This window comes from Priestia sp. VA7 (assembly GCF_055710015.1).
This window is the reverse complement of record NZ_JBVQPN010000002.1, coordinates 1-20,161: the sequence shown is the minus strand read 5'-3', so window position 1 is coordinate 20,161 and position 20,161 is coordinate 1. Positions and strand designations below refer to the sequence as shown.

Sequence of the window (20,161 nt, the reverse complement as noted above, 5' to 3'; positions counted from 1 at the left end):
TTCCTTCCCTATAAAGTTTCTACTCTTACACTAGTTCCTTTGCCAGAAGGCTCGGATGGCTCAACAATCAAACGTTTTGGCAGACGAGCGCGAAGTTCTTGAACGTGACTGATGACTCCAATTGATAAATTATTTGATTGAAGCTTTTCAAGCGCTGTAACAACCGTATCAAGAAGCTCTCCATCAAGTGTTCCAAATCCTTCATCTAAAAAGAAAAACTGCAGTGGATATTCTCCTCTTAGCTGAATTTGTGCAGATAATGAAAGGGCTAAAGCCAGCGAAGTTAAAAACGTCTCTCCACCAGATAAAGTTGAAACCGGACGTTTTACGCCTCCATTGGCATCATCTCTCATAATAAAGCCACCTTGGGAATCAACTTCAATGGCATAGCGCTGACGTGTTAATATACCCAGACGCTCTGAAGCATCTCGGCTAACGGACATCAGCTGTTCTTCAGCAATATATTCCACGAAAGCATTTCCTTTAAATACTGTTTGAAGCTTTTGATACTGTTCAAATAATGCTTGTTTTTCTTCACGGTCTTGTTCAAGCACTAAAAATCGCTCATGTCGTTCTTTAACGCTTTTTAACGTTTGCTCAGCTGCTCCCTTGAGCTGAACGGCTTCTTTCACAGCCGCTTTTATATCATGAAGCAGCTGCTGAGTTTCTTCAAATTGCTGCTCTTCTATGGACTGGTGATTCAGCTGGATATTTAACTTTTCAATTGATGACTTCATCTGTTTTATGTTGTCCCAATAAGCCTGAACAGTTTCATCCAACAATTTCATCTCATCATGTGATAACAAAGCTTGCTGAACTTCTTTTCCTTCGCTGAATAAAGAATTCCTTATAGCTTCTTCCCATTTTTCAGCTGCTTTTTTATACTGCATATAAGCTGTTTCTAGAGATTCGCTCGCTGCTTTTTCATCCATTTGCAGCGTTTGATACGCTTTTTGAACAGTCTGCCAATGTTGATATGCCTGCTGTTCATCCGTCTCTAACTCCGCAAGTAAAAGAAGTGTTTTTTGCAACGCCTGTTCAATATCTTCTTGATCTGTAAGCGTACGCAAGCGTTCAATTTGCGAGTGAACAAGAGATTGTTTATGAGACAGCATTGCTTTTAATTCTGTAAATTCTTTTTCGCCCGCATATTTCTCTTCTTTTAGACGTTCGATTTTCTTTTGCTGATTTTCAAAAAATACGCTGCTTTTTTCAATTCGAGCCTTTATTGTCTGCTCTTCTTTTTCTCTTTCAGTCAGCCTTTCATTAATTTTTTCCATTTCTTCAAATACAAAGGAAGGATAGTCTTGTTGAAAAGCTTCTTTTCCTGCTTGTAGCACCTGTTTTTGCTGATTTACTTTTCCTTCTAATTCAGCTTGTTCTTTTTGATAATGAGCAAGCTCTAATTCAATCTTTTCAAGACTTTGCTGGACCTTTTGTATCTGCCCGAGAATTGCTTGCTGTTTTTCACTTACCTGCAAATAATCCTGCTCAAGAGATTTGATTTCAACTTCTATTTTCTTAGCGTAATGCTCAAAGGCATCTGTATCCATTTCTCCTAAAGCAGGAACTTCGCCAGCTTCGTTCATAAACTCAGCTAACTCAGGTATTTTTTCAACAAGAGGTTTAGCTAGCTGTTCAAGCTGCATTTTGAGCGACGAATAGCTAAATCGCTGTTCACGCAATTGATTAACTTGATCTTCGAACTGATCCGCTGATTCAGTTGTGATGTCATCTTCTTGTTGGTGTAATACGGGGTTAGGGTGATTCTCAGAGCCACAAACTGGACAAGGCTCACCTTGGGTCAGCTGCTCAGCTAATTGATGAGCCAGACGGCGTGACCATTCTTTTTCTTTGCGTCTTTTTAGATCGCTCATTAAACGATCTGCTTGTTGAAAAAGCTGCTGAAACTCTTTTTCTCGCTCACATACGGTGTGATACAAGCCTTGAATATCTGCAAATAACCCTTTACTTTGTTCTATTGTTTGCTGATATCTCTCTTGGTGTGTTTGTTTTTGTGTGTGCAAATGCTTAAGCTGTTCGGCTTTTTCTTTATACGTTTTTTGACCTTCATCTAGATTTTTTTTATCGTTATTCCATACTTGATAATGATAAAATGCTTGCTGAACAGCCTGCCGATAATCAGGTTGAATTTCCACTTTTGTTAATGCTTCTTTTAACTCTTTTTGAAGAGTCAAGCCTTGCTGATACCGCTTATCTGCTTCCATTAATTCATCATTTTTCGCTTGAAGTGCCTGCTGCTTTTGCTGAAGAGAAACTTCCGCTTCTTTTATTTCTTGCTGACCTTCTTTAATTTGTTTTTGAAGATCAGAAGCTTGTTGAAGCTGTTCTTTTTGAACAACCAATTTGGGCTGCTGTTCATTTTTTTGTAAGCGAGCCTGCTCATATAAGTTATTTGAGCGCTTATATTCCTCACTTTTTTGAACAATTTGTGCTTTTAATTTTTCTACTTTATCTTCATAAAGCTTCTGCTGTTTTTCAGCTTGTTCAAATGTTTCTAAATAGGGAAAAAGACGTTCTGCCTGCTGAGCTTTCGTCAGCACATCTTGCTTTTGTTTAATCTCCTCTTCCTGCTTAGAAGCATGCACTAGTTTTTCTTCTAGCATTGTTTTTTCCTGCTGCGCTTTCCAAAGAGACGCCTGCTGATCGTATCTTTCCTGCAAATCAGACGCTTCTTTTTCTCGTTTTTCCAAAAGTACAATGCTATCACTTACAAGTTGCTGGGCTTCCGCTACTTTCTCTGTTGAAGCTTCACCTAATCCCGTTTGTTCTGCCGTGATTTTATCTAGGTCTGTTTTTAGCTGCTGAACTTGATAGCGTATTTTCTTACTAAGCTGATCTCCGTACTGCTCGAGATTAAAAAGACGCTGCAGCATTTGACGGCGCTCCGTCCCTTTTAACGATAAAAACTCTGCAAACTTTCCCTGTGGTAATACAACAGCTCTTGTAAAATCATCAATAGTTAAACCGAGAAGTTCCTGTACCTGCTGATTTACATCATTCGTTTTATCTGCTAATACGTACGTTTCATCTTCGATTTCAATCAATCGACTTGAAGCTGATTTCACACGCAGTTCATCCGTCCGTTTGAAGCTTCGTTCAACAGTATAGCGTTTTTTATGACTAGCGTTTTCCAGCTCGAACGTAAACGATACTTTCAGTTCATTTTCCCCGTGATTTAAAATTCCTTGTGTATTATTTGCTGCACGCTCTACTTTTCCGTATAAAGCTAGTGTAATGGCATCCAAAATGGAGGATTTCCCGCTTCCTGTAGGACCAAATATTCCGAAAACACCGCCTGAACACAGCGCTTCAAAGTCGACAGTTTGTTTTTCTCTAAAACTGTGAAGCCCCGAAACGGTCAAGTTAATAGGTTTCATTTTTCATCCTCCTTTTCCGATACTTCTTCATCGTTAATCAAGGTTAAAAACAGTTTGACTAATTCATCATCAGGTGCCCCTCCGCCGGTTTGCCTGCTGTAGAACTTTGTAAACAGTTCTTCGATCGGCACTTCGCGCTGTGAACTTGTTTCAAGCGCTAGTTCTTCCGCTTTGAATACCGGACGGATATGAATAAAGCCTGGATGAAGCTTGCGAAGGCGATGGATTTCTTCTAGTGAAAGTGCATCTTCTACGTGAACTTCTAAATCAACCCATGCCTGCGTATCTTTTTGCTCATCAAGCCACGTATATACTTCTGACAATCCGTTTTTCGCTTTCCAACGTGTCAAAGGCTTTCCGCTGGATAATGGAATTTCAGTCATTTCAATCTCTTTTCCTGGCTTAGCATCTAAAATGGTAACGGACTTTGCATAGCCAGACTCTGAAAAACTATAGGCAAGAGGTGAACCGGAATATCTTGCAAAGGTGCTGGCGCGATTGATCATTTGCGGGCGATGCAAATGTCCTAATGCTACATATTGAGCATTAGCAGGTAAACTAGTTGCCGCCACCGTATAAGCTCCTCCTACTTCAATTGGACGTTCTGAGTCCGTTGAACTTCCGCCTGCTACGTAAATATGACTCATGGCAATATTAACGCTATCTGTTGTGAACTGCTCACTCATTTTGTCGAAAATACCTTTTACTCTGGCATCATATGAGTTTCGAAGAGCCAGCTCATCATTTTCTTCTGCTAACAGTTCCTTTAACCTTGATTCAGATGGATAAGGAAGAGCCGCAACCTTTAACATTTCATCTGATGTAGGAATGTAAATGCTCTCTACATCGGTAGTAGGCAAACCAAGAAGCGTAATATTTTGATGAACAGCTAATGGAGAAGCCGCCGACAGCCGATCTGGGTTATCATGATTACCTGCAATAACAATAATCGGACGTTTTCCATTGTTGCTCAACCTAGACATACTTTCGTAAAAAAGCTGCTCTGCCGCTGCTGGAGGGTTAACCGTATCAAAGGCATCTCCCGCCATAAGAATAGCATCTATCTTTTCTTCTTCCACAATGTCTGCCAGTTCATCTAAAAACTGTGCTTGCTCAGCCAGGCGGCTTCGACCTTCTAACGTTCGCCCCAAATGCCAATCCGCTGTATGTAATAAACGCATGTCACTCTCTCCTTATTGGTGAAAAAGAAGAAGACTATCGCCTTCTTCTTTTTTTATATTTCAACAGCATATCCACCATCTAAAAAGTACAGATAGCGATGCTGCACAGGTTGTTTTACAATCCGCTCAATGGCCTTTGCGTAAAGCTCTAACTGAATGCGGTATCTGTCAATTAGAAATGGTTTTGCTCGTTCAAAATCCCCTTGAAAACGATCCGAAATGTTATCGGTTTTAAAATCAAGTAAAACGAGGCCTTCTTCCGTTTCATACAAACAATCAATAATACCTTGCACTAAAATTGTTTCGTCTTCCTGCTCCCAATGATCATAGATTTCTTTAGCGGAGACACCTAAACTAAAAGGCATCTCTCTATAAACCGTGCGAGCCGTTCGAATACCTTGTGCAATGTCACTGTCTAAAAAGTCTGCTACATCATTTGCATCAACAGCATCCGCTTGTTCTTGCGTCAATAATTCTTTGGTAACCATTGATTGAATAAAGTCTTGAACCATTTCAAGGGTATAAGCTTTATTTAATGGAAGCTGCTGCATAACGGCATGTGTAGCTGTTCCTCTTTCAGCTCCTGTCAGAGATTTCTCTTGAAGAAACAGCGGACGATTTTCAAGAGGTGCTTTAGATCCCCGAACGAGATCGTCGCTTCCACCTGCGTCCGTCAGCTGCTGCTGCCTTTTTAGTTCAGAAACAGATTGCTTCGAACGATGAACGGAAGCTACACGATAATCATAAGACCAATTTAAGCGTCTATACACTTCGTCTTTATAATGGCTCGATTCTGAAACTAGCTCATGCTTTTGAAGAGCGTTTAAAAGCTCTTCATGATGCTGCTGCTCTTCAAGAGGCTGTTCGGCTAAATCACCTGCTAATAACGTTGAAAGTTTCCAGCTTGAAGCATGCTGATGAATCACCTCAGCCGGCTGGACCTCTCCTTCAACCATATGACTAACATTTTGGTGACGAATTAAAGAAGGTCCAATCCAGTCTAAATAACATTTTGCATCTCTTCTCACGTGAGCTGGAAGCGTCCAATCTTCATGTGCCATAACGGAGCTCCATTGTCTGAGCTTTTCTGTTGCATCTTTTACTGTTCCAACTAAAATAAGTTTTTCTTTCGCACGCGTCAAAGCTACGTATAATACCCGCATTTCCTCTGCCATGCTTTCCTTTTTCATTTTTTTCTTCATGGTCTGCTGAAGAAGAGTAGGGTACGTAATACGCAGTTTTGGATCAATATATTTAGATCCAAAACCTAGTTCTTTATCGAGTAAATATGCTTTATTCAAGTCCATTAAGTTAAACTGACGAGCAAGACCAGCTACAAAAACAACAGGAAACTCAAGACCTTTACTGCTGTGGATCGTCATCAAACGCACCACATCTTCTTGTTCTCCCAGTGCTCGAGCAGCTCCTAAATCGTTCCCTCGGTCCTGCATGCGTTCAATAAAGCGTAAAAATCGAAACAGACCTCTAAATGAAGTTGCCTCGTACTGGCGAGCGCGATCGTAAAGAGCACGTAAATTGGCTTGACGCTGTTTCCCGCCAGGAAGTCCGCCAACAAATTCAAAGAAACCCGTATCGCGGTAAATTTGCCATACCAGTTCTGACAAGGAGCTTTGTCTAGCTTGTGTTCTCCATGCTTTTAACTGCTCATAGAAATACTTTACTTTATCGCGAAGTTCTTCATCATCTGAAACCGCTAAGTACGTTTTTAACGCATCGTAATACGTTCCTTTCTTTTGCTCTGCTCTCAGTGTAGCTAACTCTTCATCTGAAAGCCCTACTACCGGTGAGCGAAGAACAGAAGCTAACGGAATGTCTTGATGTGGGTTATCTACTACTTTTAATAAAGACATCATAATCATCACTTCAGTAGCATCAAAATAACCTGTTGATAAATCGGCATAAATGGGCACGCCTTCTTGCTTAAATTCATCCATAATCTGCGCAGCCCAAGGCATGGAACGAAGCAAAATAACAAAGTCACGATACGTCACATTTCTCATGATATCGAGCTTGCGATCATATATTTGAAAGCGGTTTTGAACGAGTTCTTTGATTTTACGCGCCATTGCTCTTGCCTCTAACTGAGCCGTTTCAAGCTCTGCTTCTGAAAAAGCGACGAGAGAAGAATCCGATTCTTCTTCCCCTCCTTCTTCTGCATTTTCTTTTGCAATGAGCAGAAGCTCCGTTTCCATTCCTTCCACTTTTGGATACGATGCTCCTAATTTTAAAGAAGCATCATCGTCATATGCAATTTCTCCTACTTCTTCATCCATCAGCTGATTAAAAATGAAGTTTGTAGCATCAAGCACTTGAGAACGACTACGGAAGTTTTTATTCAAATCGATACGTTTTCCGAACTGGCGACCATCTTGTGTAAAGCGCTTGTACTTTGTTAAAAACAAAAATGGCTCCGCTAAACGAAAGCGGTAAATGGATTGTTTTACATCTCCAACCATAAATAAATTCCCTTGTTCTTCACTATCTCTCGTCACTAATTTAATCAGTGTTTCTTGAACCATATTTGTATCTTGATATTCGTCAACAAGCACCTCTTCAAACTGAGTACGATATTTTTGGGCAATGGACGAAGGCTTAAGCACTCCATCTTCTTTTACACTCAAGATTTGCAGGCAATAATGTTCTAAATCAGAAAAGTCCACTAACCCTTTCTCTTTTTTCATATTTTCATATCGTTCACCGAAGCGCTGAACTAAAAAGATTAGCGTTTCAATAACGGGTTTCATTTTCTCAAAATCAGCCATGTAGCCGTGCAAAGGCCTAGAAAACAAATCAGCATGAAGTTTTTCAAGACTTGTTTTAGCTTTTTTGCGAAGCTCTCCGAAATCATCTAAAAGCTGCGAGTCGTATGCTTCTCCTTTACATGGCTTTAAACGAGTAAAATTCAAATTCTGCATTTCCTCATGCAAATCAGCAAAAGAATGCTTAGAAGCGCTGATCAGCCGATGAATTTGAGCCAGGTCTTCCTCTGCATTAACGGCGCGAGGAGCAGGCCCTCCTGGCAGCTTTGTTAACTCTAAGCCCTGTTTTAAAATCGACTCAATGCCCATCAGCTGCGTTGTTACTTCTTGTAAAAGAAAAGATAGAAACGGAAGTGAATCAATAGAAGAGTCTTCTGTCACATCATATTGACTCACGATCATTTCAAGCCAGCCGTTTGGGTCAGGGTTAGATCTTGCAAAGTCATACAGCTTTCTTACCATAAGCTGAATATCTAAGTCATTTCTGTCACTTGTATAACGATCAATTAAATCAAAGAATCGCTCGTTCTGTTCAATACTGTACTGTTCTTCAAACAATTCTTCTAATACTTCTTCACGCAGAAGATCCGCTTCCGTATCATCTGCAATCCGAAAACCAGGGTCTACATCGATCAAATAATAATACGTTCGAATGACTTCTAAACAAAAAGAATGGAGCGTAGAAATCGACGCACGGTTTAATAAATTAAGCTGTCTGCGCAAGTGCAAAGAAGATGGATTCTTTTTTAACTCTTTTTCCAATGCTTCTCCAATTCGATTTCTCATTTCGGCTGCAGAAGCATTTGTAAACGTAGCAACTAGTAATCTATCAACATCGATTGGTTCCTCGCCCATTGTAATCTTTTTAATAATACGTTCGACTAAAACCGCTGTTTTTCCTGAGCCAGCCGCCGCGGCTACTAATATATCTTGACCGGATGAAACAATGGCGTTCCACTGGTCATCCGTCCACTGGGAGTCGGCCGGTTTCACGTGTATATCTTCACTCATCTCGTTTGGCCTCCTCTCGAATTTTATCTAAAATAACACTTTGACTCTCTGTACTAAGCTGACGATATTCGTTGTTTTCCATTGATTCATCGAACTGACAGATTGAGCGGTATTCACAAAACGCACATGGTGTTTTATCTTTTAGTTTATACGGAGAAATATCAATTTTTCCATTTGTAATCTCTGTACCTGCCTCCACAAATTTACCTCGCACATACTGACGGAGATGTGTAAAATCTTCTTCGCTCGCAACCGAAGAATTAGAATAAAAGCCCCCTGTCTTTTTAATGCCAGCTGATATAACCTGTGAGTGCCCTGATTCTAACGTTTCGTCCATTAACCTTACTGCTTCCTCGTCTCCTACAAGCAGTCCCTTCATTTTAAACTTCTTGAAGATTTCAGCTTCAATTTGATCAGGCTGTAATGCTTTAGTACTGTTGATCATTGGATTATGAACGTGGAAATAAAGAACGCCAGCAGGCAATGCTCCTCTATTATCATGAAGAAGCTGTTCAGCATACGTCACGACTATGTCTAAATAAGCTAAAATTTGAAGAGATAAACCGTAGTACACTTCCACTAGGTTTAATGCTTTATCGCTTGATTTATAGTCGACAATACGCAGTAAAAGTCCTTTTGAGCTTTCCGCTTTATCTACCCTGTCAATTCGTCCAACGAGTTCCATCGTATGGCCATTTGGCAGTGTGAACTGCATAGAAGGCAGCTCTGCACTAGGTCCAAATCCAAGCTCCAATCCAACAGGAACAAAGCCGCTCATCTTAGCGTGCTCACTTAACACAAGCGACGCACGTTCAATAATTTGCTGCAGCTTATGTGTTAAATAGTGGTGGCGATTCGAGCTCAATAAAATCTCATTTTGCAAGCGCGGAGCAAGTTCATGCACTGCAGCCGTAGAAAGCTGCTGACAGTCTTTTCTCGTTAAGTTCTTCCATTCTTTTTGACCGCCGCGAAGTTCGTCTGAAATCATTTTCAACGCCGCGTGAAATAACTCGCCTATGTCAGGAGCCGCCAATTTGAAAACTTTTCGTTCTTTAAGCTTGAGCCCGTGAGAAGCAAAATGCGCATATGGACAGGCTTCAAATTTTTCCATTCTCGATACGCTTGCTTGAATATGCTTTCCATACAGACGCTGACTCGTTTTCTTTGTTAAGCGTTTTGCTTCATTTTTATAAAATAAGCTGCTTAGTACTTTCCCACTGTATGAGTTCCAATCTGGATTTTCCACATAAAAATTATACACATCCCACCAAGCGGAACTCATCGGATAATGGCGTTTCCATCCTTGCAGCTGGCTGGCTAAATGCGCGATGCTCGTTAAAGGATTTGTGATATAATCAACTTGCTTTTCTTCTTCTAAATCTGTAGGTTCCGTCATTAACAGCTTTTCCTGCAGGAGCGGAAATAGCTCTTTTACTCGATTAATAACGAGTGAAGGCAGCAGGGTCTTCCCTTCCTCATTGGCAAGAGGATACGAAACATAAAGTTTTTCCGAAGAGCTGGAAAGTGCTAAATAAATGAGAAACTGTTCGTCAAACAGCTTTTGTCTTCCGGTTGGCGCAAGTAATAAACCTGATTCAAGCAGCTGCTCTCTCTCCTTCTCAGATAACAGGCCATCGCTTTTTGGTTTAGCTGGAATCACACCGTCATTTACACCTAACACAAAGCTTGCTTTGATATTGGATAAACGCGAACGCTCAAAACTTGCCGCAACCACTTGATCCAGTGCAGGCGGAACAAGTGCAAACTGCATGCTGTCAAGCCCTGTCTCAAATAGATCTGCGAACAAAGAAATCGATACTTTCTCTTCTCCCATCATTTCAACAAACTGATCAAATAAGTGAAGAATTGCTTTCCATACCTGCTCGTGCTCTCTGGCTTCCTGAAGCTTTCCTTCTTCTTCACATCGATTGCGCAGCGCTTCTATCTTTTGTGGAATATCTAAATTCGTTAAAAAACGATAGAGCGCTTCTGCTTTTTCTTTTCCTATTTTCCCTTGTTTTAATTTTTGCTGAAGCGAATAAATAGGAGGAACAATCATATTTTTTAATTCATTTATTTTTTGCTCAAAAGCAAGCTCTTCGTCCGTTTTCCCAAGGTTCATGTCTTCAAGTGAACGATATTTTCTGTAGGTAAATGGTTCCTTGCTCGTCCACTTAGATCCTTGAATACCGTAAGCAAGTACATAGTTTTCTAATTCATCCATCTCTTCGCGAAGCTGGTGCACATCAGATGACAAAGGAAATAAAAGATCTGTTTTCACTGCTCGAAAGATGGTTTCATATCGCCATGACCCGCTTATCACTTCTAAGACTGAGCGAATAAATTCAACGAGTGGATGGTGAAACATCGCTCGCTTTTGGTCAATAAAGTACGGAATTTCATAATCTTGAAAAATGGTTTGAAGCAAGTCATGGTAGTCTTCTGCATTTCTAACAATCAAGGCAATATCACGATAGCGATAGCCGCGATCGCGCACAAGTGAAAGCACTTCTCTTGCAATCCCTTCAACTTCTGCTCTTCGGCTAACAGCCGGCAGAAGCTGAATGTTCTCGGGCTCTGACTGAAATTCCGGCGTTGGCCGTTCATCATAATATCGTTCTAAATAGGCAAGCTCTGGACTGTTTTGATGTCTTTTTTGTTCGTTAAATACGATTGGCTCTTGAATCTCTATCCCGTTTTCAGCCGCAAGGCCCATTAGTTCTTGGTACGTTTCGCTCGTTAATCGAAACAAGTGCAAGTCATTTGGAATAAAATCTTGATATGAATAATCAGAAGTCACCGCTATTTTTACTTCTCTACAAACTTTCATCAGCTCTACTAATACGGTTAATTCTTGAGGAGTATAGTGATGAAATCCATCCACATAAATTGTTGCTTGAGCAAGGTAGGCAGAAGACGCTACTTTTTCACTCAGCAGCTTCAAATAATCTTCCCCATCTACATATTTCGTCATCAGCTGGTTTTCTAATTCTCCGTAAATGAGATGTAAATCATGTAATTTATCAGCAAGAACTTTCTCATCTTCTGCTTGAAGCTTTTTCTTCATCTCTTCGAGAGACGGGGCATCTACTGTGTACTGTTTAAATTCTTTAACCATTTTTTCTAGTTCTTCAATAAACCCTGCTTGTTCTGAAGAATTCGCAAACAGTCGAAGCTCTTCTTTTTGATGTTCGATAATTTTTTTAAGCATCATATGAATACCTGTTTGATCCACATGATAGCGGCTAATACCTCCCACTTCTTGCAGGATACGCCATGCAAGACGTGTAAAACTATAAACTTGAGCACGCATCATGCCTTCTAACCCAGGTGTTTGAACAAGCGCATACTCCGACTGAAATGTCATCTGTTCAGGTACAATATAAATAAGTGGATGCCCAAGCGGAGCATTTAACAGCTCTTGGCGCATGCTATTTAAAAGATATTCCGTTTTCCCGCTTCCTGAACGTCCTAATAAAAACTGTAGCCCCACGTTTTCACCCCTTCATTTTTTTCTCTATGTTTTCATTTGTTTAAGTACAAAATGGATAAACGCCACGTAAACACGTGACGCAGTCGTCAAAATTTTATAGTGATCATCATCTAAATCTCTCTATCTCTCTCCTTATTATTTTACTGAACTTGCAGACAAAATTCCACTTTGCCGATATGTGAAATGCTGGATGCAACAAAAAAACTTTTCAGTAGTCAAAAGACCGCTGAAAAGTTTTAGAAAAGCGAATTATTTTCTACTTTTACATCATGATTCCACCATCTACATGAAGTGTTGTACCGTTAATATAGTTGGACTCATCAGATGCTAAATACAGATAAGCATAACCAATGTCAGAAGGCTGACCTAATCTTTGTAAAGGAATAGTGGATTTCATTTGATCAATGATTTTGTCTGGCATCGCCTTCACCATATCTGTCTCAATAAACCCGGGAGCTACAGCGTTTACATTAATCCCTTTTCGTCCAAGCTCTTTAGCCCATGTTTTTGTCATTCCTACTACGCCTGCCTTTGTCGCCGCATAGTTTGTTTGACCAACATTTCCATATACGCCAGATACCGAAGATGTGCTAATAATTTTCCCTTTACCTTGAGCAACCATATGCGGTACCACTGCTTGTGTACAGTGAAAAACGCCTGTAAGGTTTACGTTGATTACTGCTTGAAAATTTTCAACTGATAATTTGGTTAGCATTCCATCTCTAGTGATACCTGCATTGTTAATTAAAATATCTATTTTAGAGTAGTGTTTCACTACTTCTTCTACCATTGCATCTACACTGTCTCGATCCGCTACGTTCACTTGAAAAAATGCTACATCTCCGCCTTCTTCTTTTAGCTGAGCTGCTCGTTCTTCTCCAGTTTTTGCATCGTAGTCAACCATAGCGACCTTTGCACCCTCTTGTGCGAATATTCGAGAAGCTTCGAACCCTAATCCATTTGCTGCACCCGTAATAATTGCCACTTTATCTTTTAATCTCATGTCACCCGCGCTATAAGACGCTTACTAACAACGATTAATCAGCAAGTCGCTTGAATCTTAGTAGCGCATTCCCCTCCTCAAAACGACGCCAAGCACGTCTTAATGATCATTCGGTGCTTTTCTAGTAATGATCCCTCTACTTACATCTTAGTAGCCAAGCTCAAAAATCATTCATATAATTTTTAAGAAAACGTTTTGAAATACATGAGGTGATAATACATGTTGAGAAAAAACATGTATATTTCTAGAAAACAAAGGGTTCATTACTTAGGTGCAACTAGGAATAGACGTCTAATTTATTCCCAGTTTTTTCTTTTATTTTAGCATATTTCTCACAATTGATAAACAAAAAACTTGTTCATTACTGGACAGATACTCTGTATATGCATTGTTCTGCCAACCGAATAAACAGACAAATAACTTCTTTAAGAAAAATTTTAAGATCCTTTCAAAAATGCTGTTGTATCCCTATAAGAAAAGGCTTTTCTATAGTTTACAATACCCCTTTTGGCTGTATGTATAACAAAAGACTGTCTATTAAAAAGCAGTCTTTCATCACTATTTGTTATATATAAACAAACTATTTGTCATACTGTTTCACTTTAGATTTTTCATTTAATCTTCGTTCAATTTGTTTTCCAACAAGCCATAGAACAAAAATGATGACTAAAACAAGTACTGCTTTTAGAGGCTGTTTCACAAATGAAACAAAATCGGCCCCAATAAAGCTCATCATAAATATCATCACCATTTTACCGGCTAATACAGCAAGCATAAACTGAGCCATACTAACACGTGATAGTCCTGCTACTACATTAATTGCCGAAGACGGGGTAAAAGGGAAACAAAGCATAATAAACAGCGGTCCGAACCCGTGTCTTTCTACCCAAATCATAATCTTTCGAATTTGCGCATGCCGGCTGATGAAATGTAAAAACCTCGCCTGTCCATATTTTCTAAAAATCAAAAAGACAAGCAGTGATCCAACGCAGCTGCCAACCCATGAAATTAAAAAACCTAACCATAAGCCAAAAGCAGCAGCATTGGCCATTACAAACGCAAAAAGCGGCAAGATGGGGATGAACGCTTCTAAAATAGGCAACAGCAGCCCTGGAATGATTCCAAATGATTGATATTGTTTTAATAACTCGAGGACGCCGTCTAATGTCAAATAATGCTTTAATGTTTCAAAATCCATCGAATGTTCTCCTTATTTAAACAACTGTGCTACTTTTCACTTATTGTACTACTTTCCTTTACCAAACAAAAGTTTTACAGCGTTTTACCTTTCCTGTTCTTTTACGTTTGCCATACAGCCTTTATTTGCACACACATTTTTGGTTGAACAGCCATGCACTTTTTACTGAGACTGTTTTAAATAACGTTTAAACCAGCTTGTTAGATATTTTAGTCTTGCCGTTCGTAAATTAGGCTTACCGCTTCTAGAAAGTTCATGATTAGACTGGGGAAAACGAATAAATTCTACTTCCTTGTCTTTTCTTTTCAGTGCCACATAAAGCTGTTCAGCTTGTTCAATTGGACATCTATAATCCTGTTCGCTATGCAAGATTAACAGCGGTGTTTTAACGTTCTCCGCTAAACGAAGCGGCGAGTGGTTCCAAAGTTTTTCCGGATTTTCATAAATATCAGCTTTTAATTCCCATTCGGTAAAATAATAGCCAATATCACTAACGCCGTAAAAACATGTCCAATTTGAAATAGACCGTTGCGTTACCGCTGCTTTAAATCGATTTGTACTTCCTACAATCCAGTTTGTCATAAACCCTCCGTAGCTTCCTCCTGTTACGCCAAGCTTATCTTCATTAATATAAGAGTAGCGCTTAACTGCTTCGTCGGTCACTGCCATCAAATCCGTATAATCCATGCCTCCGTAATCCCCTCGAACCGCATCTGTAAATGCTTGACCATATCCTCTGCCGCCTCTTGGATTAGAAAAGAGGATATTGAACCCTTTTGATGCAAGTACTTGGAATTCAAACATAAATGTATGACCATACATAAGATGCGGACCTCCGTGAATTTCTAAAATGGTTGGAGATACATCATTGGTAGCAGCCGCTTTTACGACCCAACTGTGGATATGTATACCGTCCGTAGAAGTCGCGTAAAAAGATTCTGCTTCCGTTAACTGCACAGCTTTAAAAATGAAGCATTAACGTTTGTCAGCTTCACTAATTCCTCTGTTTTTAAATTTAGAGAATAAAGATCTCCGGGATGTGTAAATGTACTGATTGCCACGATAGCTTCCTCACAATTTGGAAGAACAGATATCCCATATACGTGAGCATTATCCACAAATACAGGGTCTAACTTTCCATTCACATTTCCTTTATATATGCCTACAGACCCCTTTTCACTTACGACAAAATAAAATTCTTCATTACGGCCCCACATAATTCCCGCTGCGGTTCTTCCAAAGTGAAAATCTCCTGCTACCATATCTCCTACTTCTAAGTCTATGCCAGCAGTGATACAAGCTGTTTTTTGGTTAGAGATCTGATAAATGTATATGTCATTCATTGAAGCTGATCCATATGTACGTTCATTTCCAATGTATGCTATGTATGACCCATCCGGTGACCACGAAACTTGATGAAAATATCCTGTTTCTCCTGTAATAGATGTTACTTTTTTAGTATCGCGATGCAAAATAAACACGTCCATAGTTAATGATAAATCCGGATTCTCTCCTCGGCTGCTGCAAAATACAATTGAGTTTGTATCAGGGGACCAGCACCCAACAGAGTGATGATAAGGTCCATCCGTTAAAAACGTCACTTCTTTGTTTTTAAGTTTAACGACAGCAACTTGAGCATATTCACCTTTTAAATAACCGCTGGCATCGGATTTGTACAATAGACGCTCCACTTCGTAAGGCTGAGGATATTCATAATTTTGTTCAACTCTTACAGCTTTTTCTCCTACTTTTGTAGAAAACATAATTTCGTCACTATAAGGAGACCACACCAGATTACTAACGCCTTTTTCAAGATCTGTGAGTGCTTCTGCTTCTCCTCCTGCCACTGCTAATAGGTATAGCTGAACAGCTTGACTGCGATCGGATAAAAAAGCAATCCACTTGCCGTCCGGGGACCAGGCGGGAGAATGATTATTTCCTTTGTAGTACGTTAATTGCTTAGTTTCTTTCGTTTCAATATCTAGCATAAACAGCTGCGTTTCATACGCGTTCTCTATTTTCTTCGTTTCTCGAACCGTATAAACTACACTTTTCCCATCTGGAGAAATCTGAGGATTATAAACAGACTTCAATTCATACAAATCCTCTATCGTTACCGTACGCTTTTTTAAATGATTCAATTTCTTCGCCCCCAAGCACTCATTTTTAAACCAAATAGTCAATCGATAAAAACGAAAGTAGCGTTTCCCTCTTACTTTATCATTTCTAAAAATAAAAATCTAAAAATTTAGAAAATTAGTTGTTTTTTCTTCTTTTAATCTATATAATAATAAAAAGGGTGCAGAGGTGATGAGGTATGAACAATGAAAAATCGTACACGGAAATGATGAAGTCCCTCGCTCGCAAGAAAAAAATAATTGATACTGTGAGTATGTTGGATGTTTATATCGAAATGGTAATTGATGAATCGCTTTTTAAGCGTCAAAAAGAACTGTTAGAAACAAACATTAACACGGCATTAGATCAACGTGATGAAATTGCTTTCTATGAGCTATCAGCACAGTACCAATCCCTGCTTCAAACATCTACTTAATATTTTAAGAACTTAATTCATGTTAATGATTTATATGTACGTTTAACAGGCAGATCCTTTCTTCTCAGGAAGAACAGCTGTCTGTTAAATCGTGTTTACTACATAAAAAAAGATTCTTACACCTGTAAGAATCTTTTTTAGTAGAATCTTTCCTATGAGTGGACGTAACCGACCATTCCACTCATAGGTTTTTTTGTTATTTATGCGTCTGAAACTGCTCTTCTTCTGTGGAACCTTTTAAAGCTGTTGTAGAAGAAGTCCCACCAGAAACTACTTGTGCCACTTCATCAAAATAGCCCGTTCCTACTTCACGCTGATGTCTTGTAGCTGTATATCCATTTACTTCACTAGCAAACTCTCTTTCTTGTAACTCTGAATAAGCTGCCATTCCTCTTGTTTTATATCCTCGTGCCAGCTCAAACATGCTGTGGTTTAAAGCGTGGAAGCCAGCAAGCGTAACAAATTGGAACTTGTAGCCCATTGTTGCAATTTCTCTTTGGAATTTTTCAATCGTTTTCTTATCTAACTTTTTCTTCCAGTTGAAAGATGGTGAACAGTTATAAGCAAGCATTTTACCTGGGAATTTTTCATGAATAGCATCTGCAAATTTTTGTGCTTGTTCCAAGTTTGGTTCAGACGTCTCACACCATACTAGATCTGCATATGGCGCATATGCTAAGCCACGAGCAATAGCTTGATCGATTCCGGCTCTCGTGCGATAAAAACCTTCAGCAGTGCGTTCACCTGTAATAAACTGGCGATCTACAGGATCAACATCACTTGTAATTAAATCAGCGGCATCAGCATCGGTACGAGCAATCAGAAGTGTTGGAACACCCATTACATCAGCAGCTAAACGAGCAGCAATCAAATTTTTCACAGCGGTTTGAGTTGGAAGCAATACCTTGCCGCCGAGATGACCACACTTTTTCTCAGAGGATAATTGATCTTCAAAGTGTACGGCAGATGCTCCCGACTCAATCATTCCTTTCATGAGTTCAAATACGTTTAACTGTCCTCCAAACCCTGCTTCTGCATCTGCTACAATTGGAGCAAAGTAATCGATATCCCCTTCTCCTTCTAAATGCTGAATTTGATCGGCACGCTGCAGCGCTTGATTGATTCGTTTCACAACATGCGGCACGCTGTTTGCCGGGTATAAACTTTGATCAGGATACATGTTTCCTGAAAGATTTGCATCTGCAGCTACTTGCCATCCGCTTAAGTAAATTGCTTTTAACCCTGCTTTTACCTGTTGTACTGCTTGATTCCCTGTTAAAGCTCCTAAGGCATGAACGTATGGCTCTGTTTTTAATAAGTTCCAGAACTTTTCGGCTCCTCTTCTAGCAAGCGTATGTTCAATATCAATGGACCCTCTTAGCCCAATGACTTTTTCTGCAGAATATGGACGTTCAATTCCTTTCCAACGCTCATCGCTTTTCCAGTTCTCTTCAAGGTTTTTTACACGAATGTCTTTCATTCTTTATACCCCCTAATAAATTTAAAATTCTATATTCATAAAAATATAAAACGCAGCAGTTAGAATATGTCTGTTTCATGATGAAGTAAATTAGCATCTTGCCATAATATGAGCAAGAACGTAGATGAAATAAGTAAGTAGTTGAAGGACATGTAGTAAGACTTAGCTGAGGTGAATATACGCTGAGAATTTAGACTGCTATCTTTTCAATCACAAATAACTATTCCTCCCTATTGTTATAAAACAGTTTTTATTTTACATACGTTATTATATAACAGTACTTTCGGAAATGAAACCTCCTTTTAGAATTTTTTTCCTACTCGCAAGGAGGCTTTTCTATTAATACCTACGTATAAAAGGCTTCATATATCCTTTACTTTTTCTTATATCACTTATTCATTTCTTTCATACTTCTCAACAAATGAAATTCTTTCCAGTATTGTTGGGTGACCATATCGGAAAATCTTCACTAAATACGGCGGATTTACCTGAGATAGTCCTGATTTCGTTAAGTCCTGAAACGTTTTAATAGCAGCTTGCTTATCTCCTGTTAGGTCCATAGCGTACGTGTCAGATTGAAGTTCATGATGACGCGACTGCATGTTTGTTAACGGACTCACAGCAAATGTAAGAATAGAAAAAATAAGTAAAATAAGCGGTAAAGAATTTACATCACTAAGAGAAGTAATTTTTAATGCTTTCCCCCATCTCTTAATCACAAAGCTGGCTAAATGTTTCGTTAGCCATAAGCCTACGATCGATAAAACTAATGCTGAAGCAATCCCCACATAAATATGTTTCTTTACATAATGACCCATTTCATGCGCCATGATAAACAAAATTTCACGTTCCGTTAATTTATTAAGAGTGGTATCCCATAACACAATTCTTGAATTAGAACCTATTCCCGTCACATATGCATTAAGGGAGTTCGTTTTTTCAGACATGTTTACTTCATATACATGCTTAGCAGGTATATGAGCTTCGTCTGCTAAATGTAAAATTTTCGTCTCCAGCTCTTTATTCTTTAATGGATAAAAATCGTTATATAACGGATCGATAACCACCGGTTGAATAAACGTCAAAAATAGCGTAAATGGAATAGATACTAGCCACGCATACAGCCACCATCTTTTTGAAAACTTACGAATGAATGCATATAACACAGCAATCACTAAAAACATGGTGGCATAGTTTACCCAAAAATCTGTAAAAAGATCTTTCATCCATCCTTGGAAAGGTTGCGTCGTAATATGATAAGCCTTTGAAAGCTTATAGCTAATCCAGTCCATAGGGAAAGAATAGATCAGCAGCAGAACAGATAACCAAAATACATAAATAGCAGTTTGGAGAAGACTGAAACGGCTGACGTCTTTAGACCACTTATTAACTTTCTTAGACACACCTAACACTAAAATTAAGATAAACCCTAGCCACTCATATGGAATTCGGATAAAAAAGAGCGCATCTCTAATTTTTGAATATTTTTCGGTCAACATAAGTTCTCGTGCATTCATAAACGTAGCTGGGTCTACGCTGGTGCCTTTTAATGATTGTGGAATAGAGGTATCGCTTATATAGAATAAATACACCAAAATACACGCTCCATACACAAGAAAAACTCCGATGGACCACCAAAAAATTTTTTTCACGCATTCCCCTCCTTTTGTACAAACAGTATGCCGTTATTACTATTGTAGGTTTTTTTTCGAAATTTAGAACAAGCGTTTATAGATGTGCTATAAGAAATGCAATTTTGGGCGAGGAAATCATAGAAAAACGGAAAATAGAGTTTAGACAAAAGAATAAACTCTGTTTACAACAAAAAAAGCAGTTTGCATATGCAAACTGCTTTTAAGATGACCCGTACGGGATTCGAACCCGTGTTACCGCCGTGAAAGGGCGGTGTCTTAACCGCTTGACCAACGGGCCAGTATGGCTCCACAGGTAGGACTCGAACCTACGACCGATCGGTTAACAGCCGATAGCTCTACCACTGAGCTACTGTGGAATATGGTGGGCCTAAGTGGACTCGAACCACCGACCTCACGCTTATCAGG

Annotated in this window: 11 protein-coding genes and 2 tRNA genes; 1 reads left to right on the top strand and 12 read right to left on the bottom strand. The window is 39.3% G+C overall.

From position 1 onward, the window contains the following. Positions 1-8: 8 nt before the first annotated feature. From AC0C45_RS06730 to AC0C45_RS06695, 8 genes are all read right to left on the bottom strand, one after another. Positions 9-3,401 carry an SbcC/MukB-like Walker B domain-containing protein gene (locus tag AC0C45_RS06730; protein ID WP_472927984.1) on the bottom strand — a complete coding sequence of 1,131 codons (3,393 nt, stop codon included), beginning with the start codon at positions 3,399-3,401 and terminating at the stop codon, positions 9-11. Continuing rightward, a complete protein-coding gene (locus AC0C45_RS06725; RefSeq protein WP_047931031.1) occupies positions 3,398-4,582 on the bottom strand; it encodes an exonuclease SbcCD subunit D in 1,185 nt (394 codons plus the stop codon). The genes AC0C45_RS06730 and AC0C45_RS06725 overlap by 4 nt, the downstream gene beginning before the upstream one ends. A 53-nt stretch (positions 4,583-4,635) precedes the next feature. Next, positions 4,636-8,373: a helicase-exonuclease AddAB subunit AddA gene (gene addA / locus AC0C45_RS06720; RefSeq protein ID WP_472927983.1), complete on the bottom strand. Its 3,738-nt coding sequence runs from the start codon at positions 8,371-8,373 to the stop codon at positions 4,636-4,638. Next, a complete protein-coding gene (addB, locus tag AC0C45_RS06715) occupies positions 8,366-11,866 on the bottom strand; it encodes a helicase-exonuclease AddAB subunit AddB (protein WP_472927982.1) in 3,501 nt (1,166 codons plus the stop codon). Before addB ends, addA begins: the two co-directional genes overlap by 8 nt. 262 nt (positions 11,867-12,128) lie before the next feature. Then, positions 12,129-12,869 carry a 3-oxoacyl-ACP reductase FabG gene (gene fabG / locus AC0C45_RS06710; RefSeq protein WP_472927981.1) on the bottom strand — a complete coding sequence of 247 codons (741 nt, stop codon included), beginning with the start codon at positions 12,867-12,869 and terminating at the stop codon, positions 12,129-12,131. A 580-nt stretch (positions 12,870-13,449) separates the two neighbouring features. Next, complete coding sequence (locus tag AC0C45_RS06705) at positions 13,450-14,067, bottom strand: TVP38/TMEM64 family protein (RefSeq protein WP_013081701.1); 618 nt, start codon at positions 14,065-14,067, stop codon at positions 13,450-13,452. A gap of 162 nt (positions 14,068-14,229) precedes the next feature. Further along, entirely contained in the window at positions 14,230-15,024 is a 795-nt protein-coding gene (locus AC0C45_RS06700) for an alpha/beta hydrolase family protein (RefSeq protein WP_472927980.1), read from the bottom strand. Further along, a complete protein-coding gene (locus AC0C45_RS06695; RefSeq protein ID WP_472927979.1) occupies positions 15,015-16,208 on the bottom strand; it encodes a TolB family protein in 1,194 nt (397 codons plus the stop codon). Before AC0C45_RS06695 ends, AC0C45_RS06700 begins: the two co-directional genes overlap by 10 nt. Positions 16,209-16,384: 176 nt before the next feature. Between AC0C45_RS06695 and AC0C45_RS06690 the strand changes: the two genes are divergently transcribed. After that, a complete protein-coding gene (locus tag AC0C45_RS06690) occupies positions 16,385-16,621 on the top strand; it encodes an IDEAL domain-containing protein (RefSeq protein WP_016762998.1) in 237 nt (78 codons plus the stop codon). A gap of 196 nt (positions 16,622-16,817) precedes the next feature. Here the strand turns inward: AC0C45_RS06690 and aceA are convergent, their stop codons facing one another. The 4 genes from aceA to AC0C45_RS06670 all read right to left on the bottom strand — a co-directional run bounded on the left by aceA (position 16,818) and on the right by AC0C45_RS06670 (position 20,112). Then, positions 16,818-18,101 carry an isocitrate lyase gene (gene aceA, locus AC0C45_RS06685; RefSeq protein ID WP_034654451.1) on the bottom strand — a complete coding sequence of 428 codons (1,284 nt, stop codon included), beginning with the start codon at positions 18,099-18,101 and terminating at the stop codon, positions 16,818-16,820. A 392-nt stretch (positions 18,102-18,493) separates the two neighbouring features. Continuing rightward, positions 18,494-19,753, bottom strand: coding sequence for a M48 family metallopeptidase (locus AC0C45_RS06680; RefSeq protein ID WP_237893428.1), 1,260 nt, complete (start codon positions 19,751-19,753; stop codon positions 18,494-18,496). Positions 19,754-19,961: 208 nt separating this feature from the next. Further along, positions 19,962-20,033 (bottom strand) — tRNA-Glu (locus AC0C45_RS06675). Between the two features lie 4 nt (positions 20,034-20,037). Next, a tRNA-Asn gene (locus AC0C45_RS06670) sits at positions 20,038-20,112 on the bottom strand. Positions 20,113-20,161 lie beyond the last annotated feature (49 nt).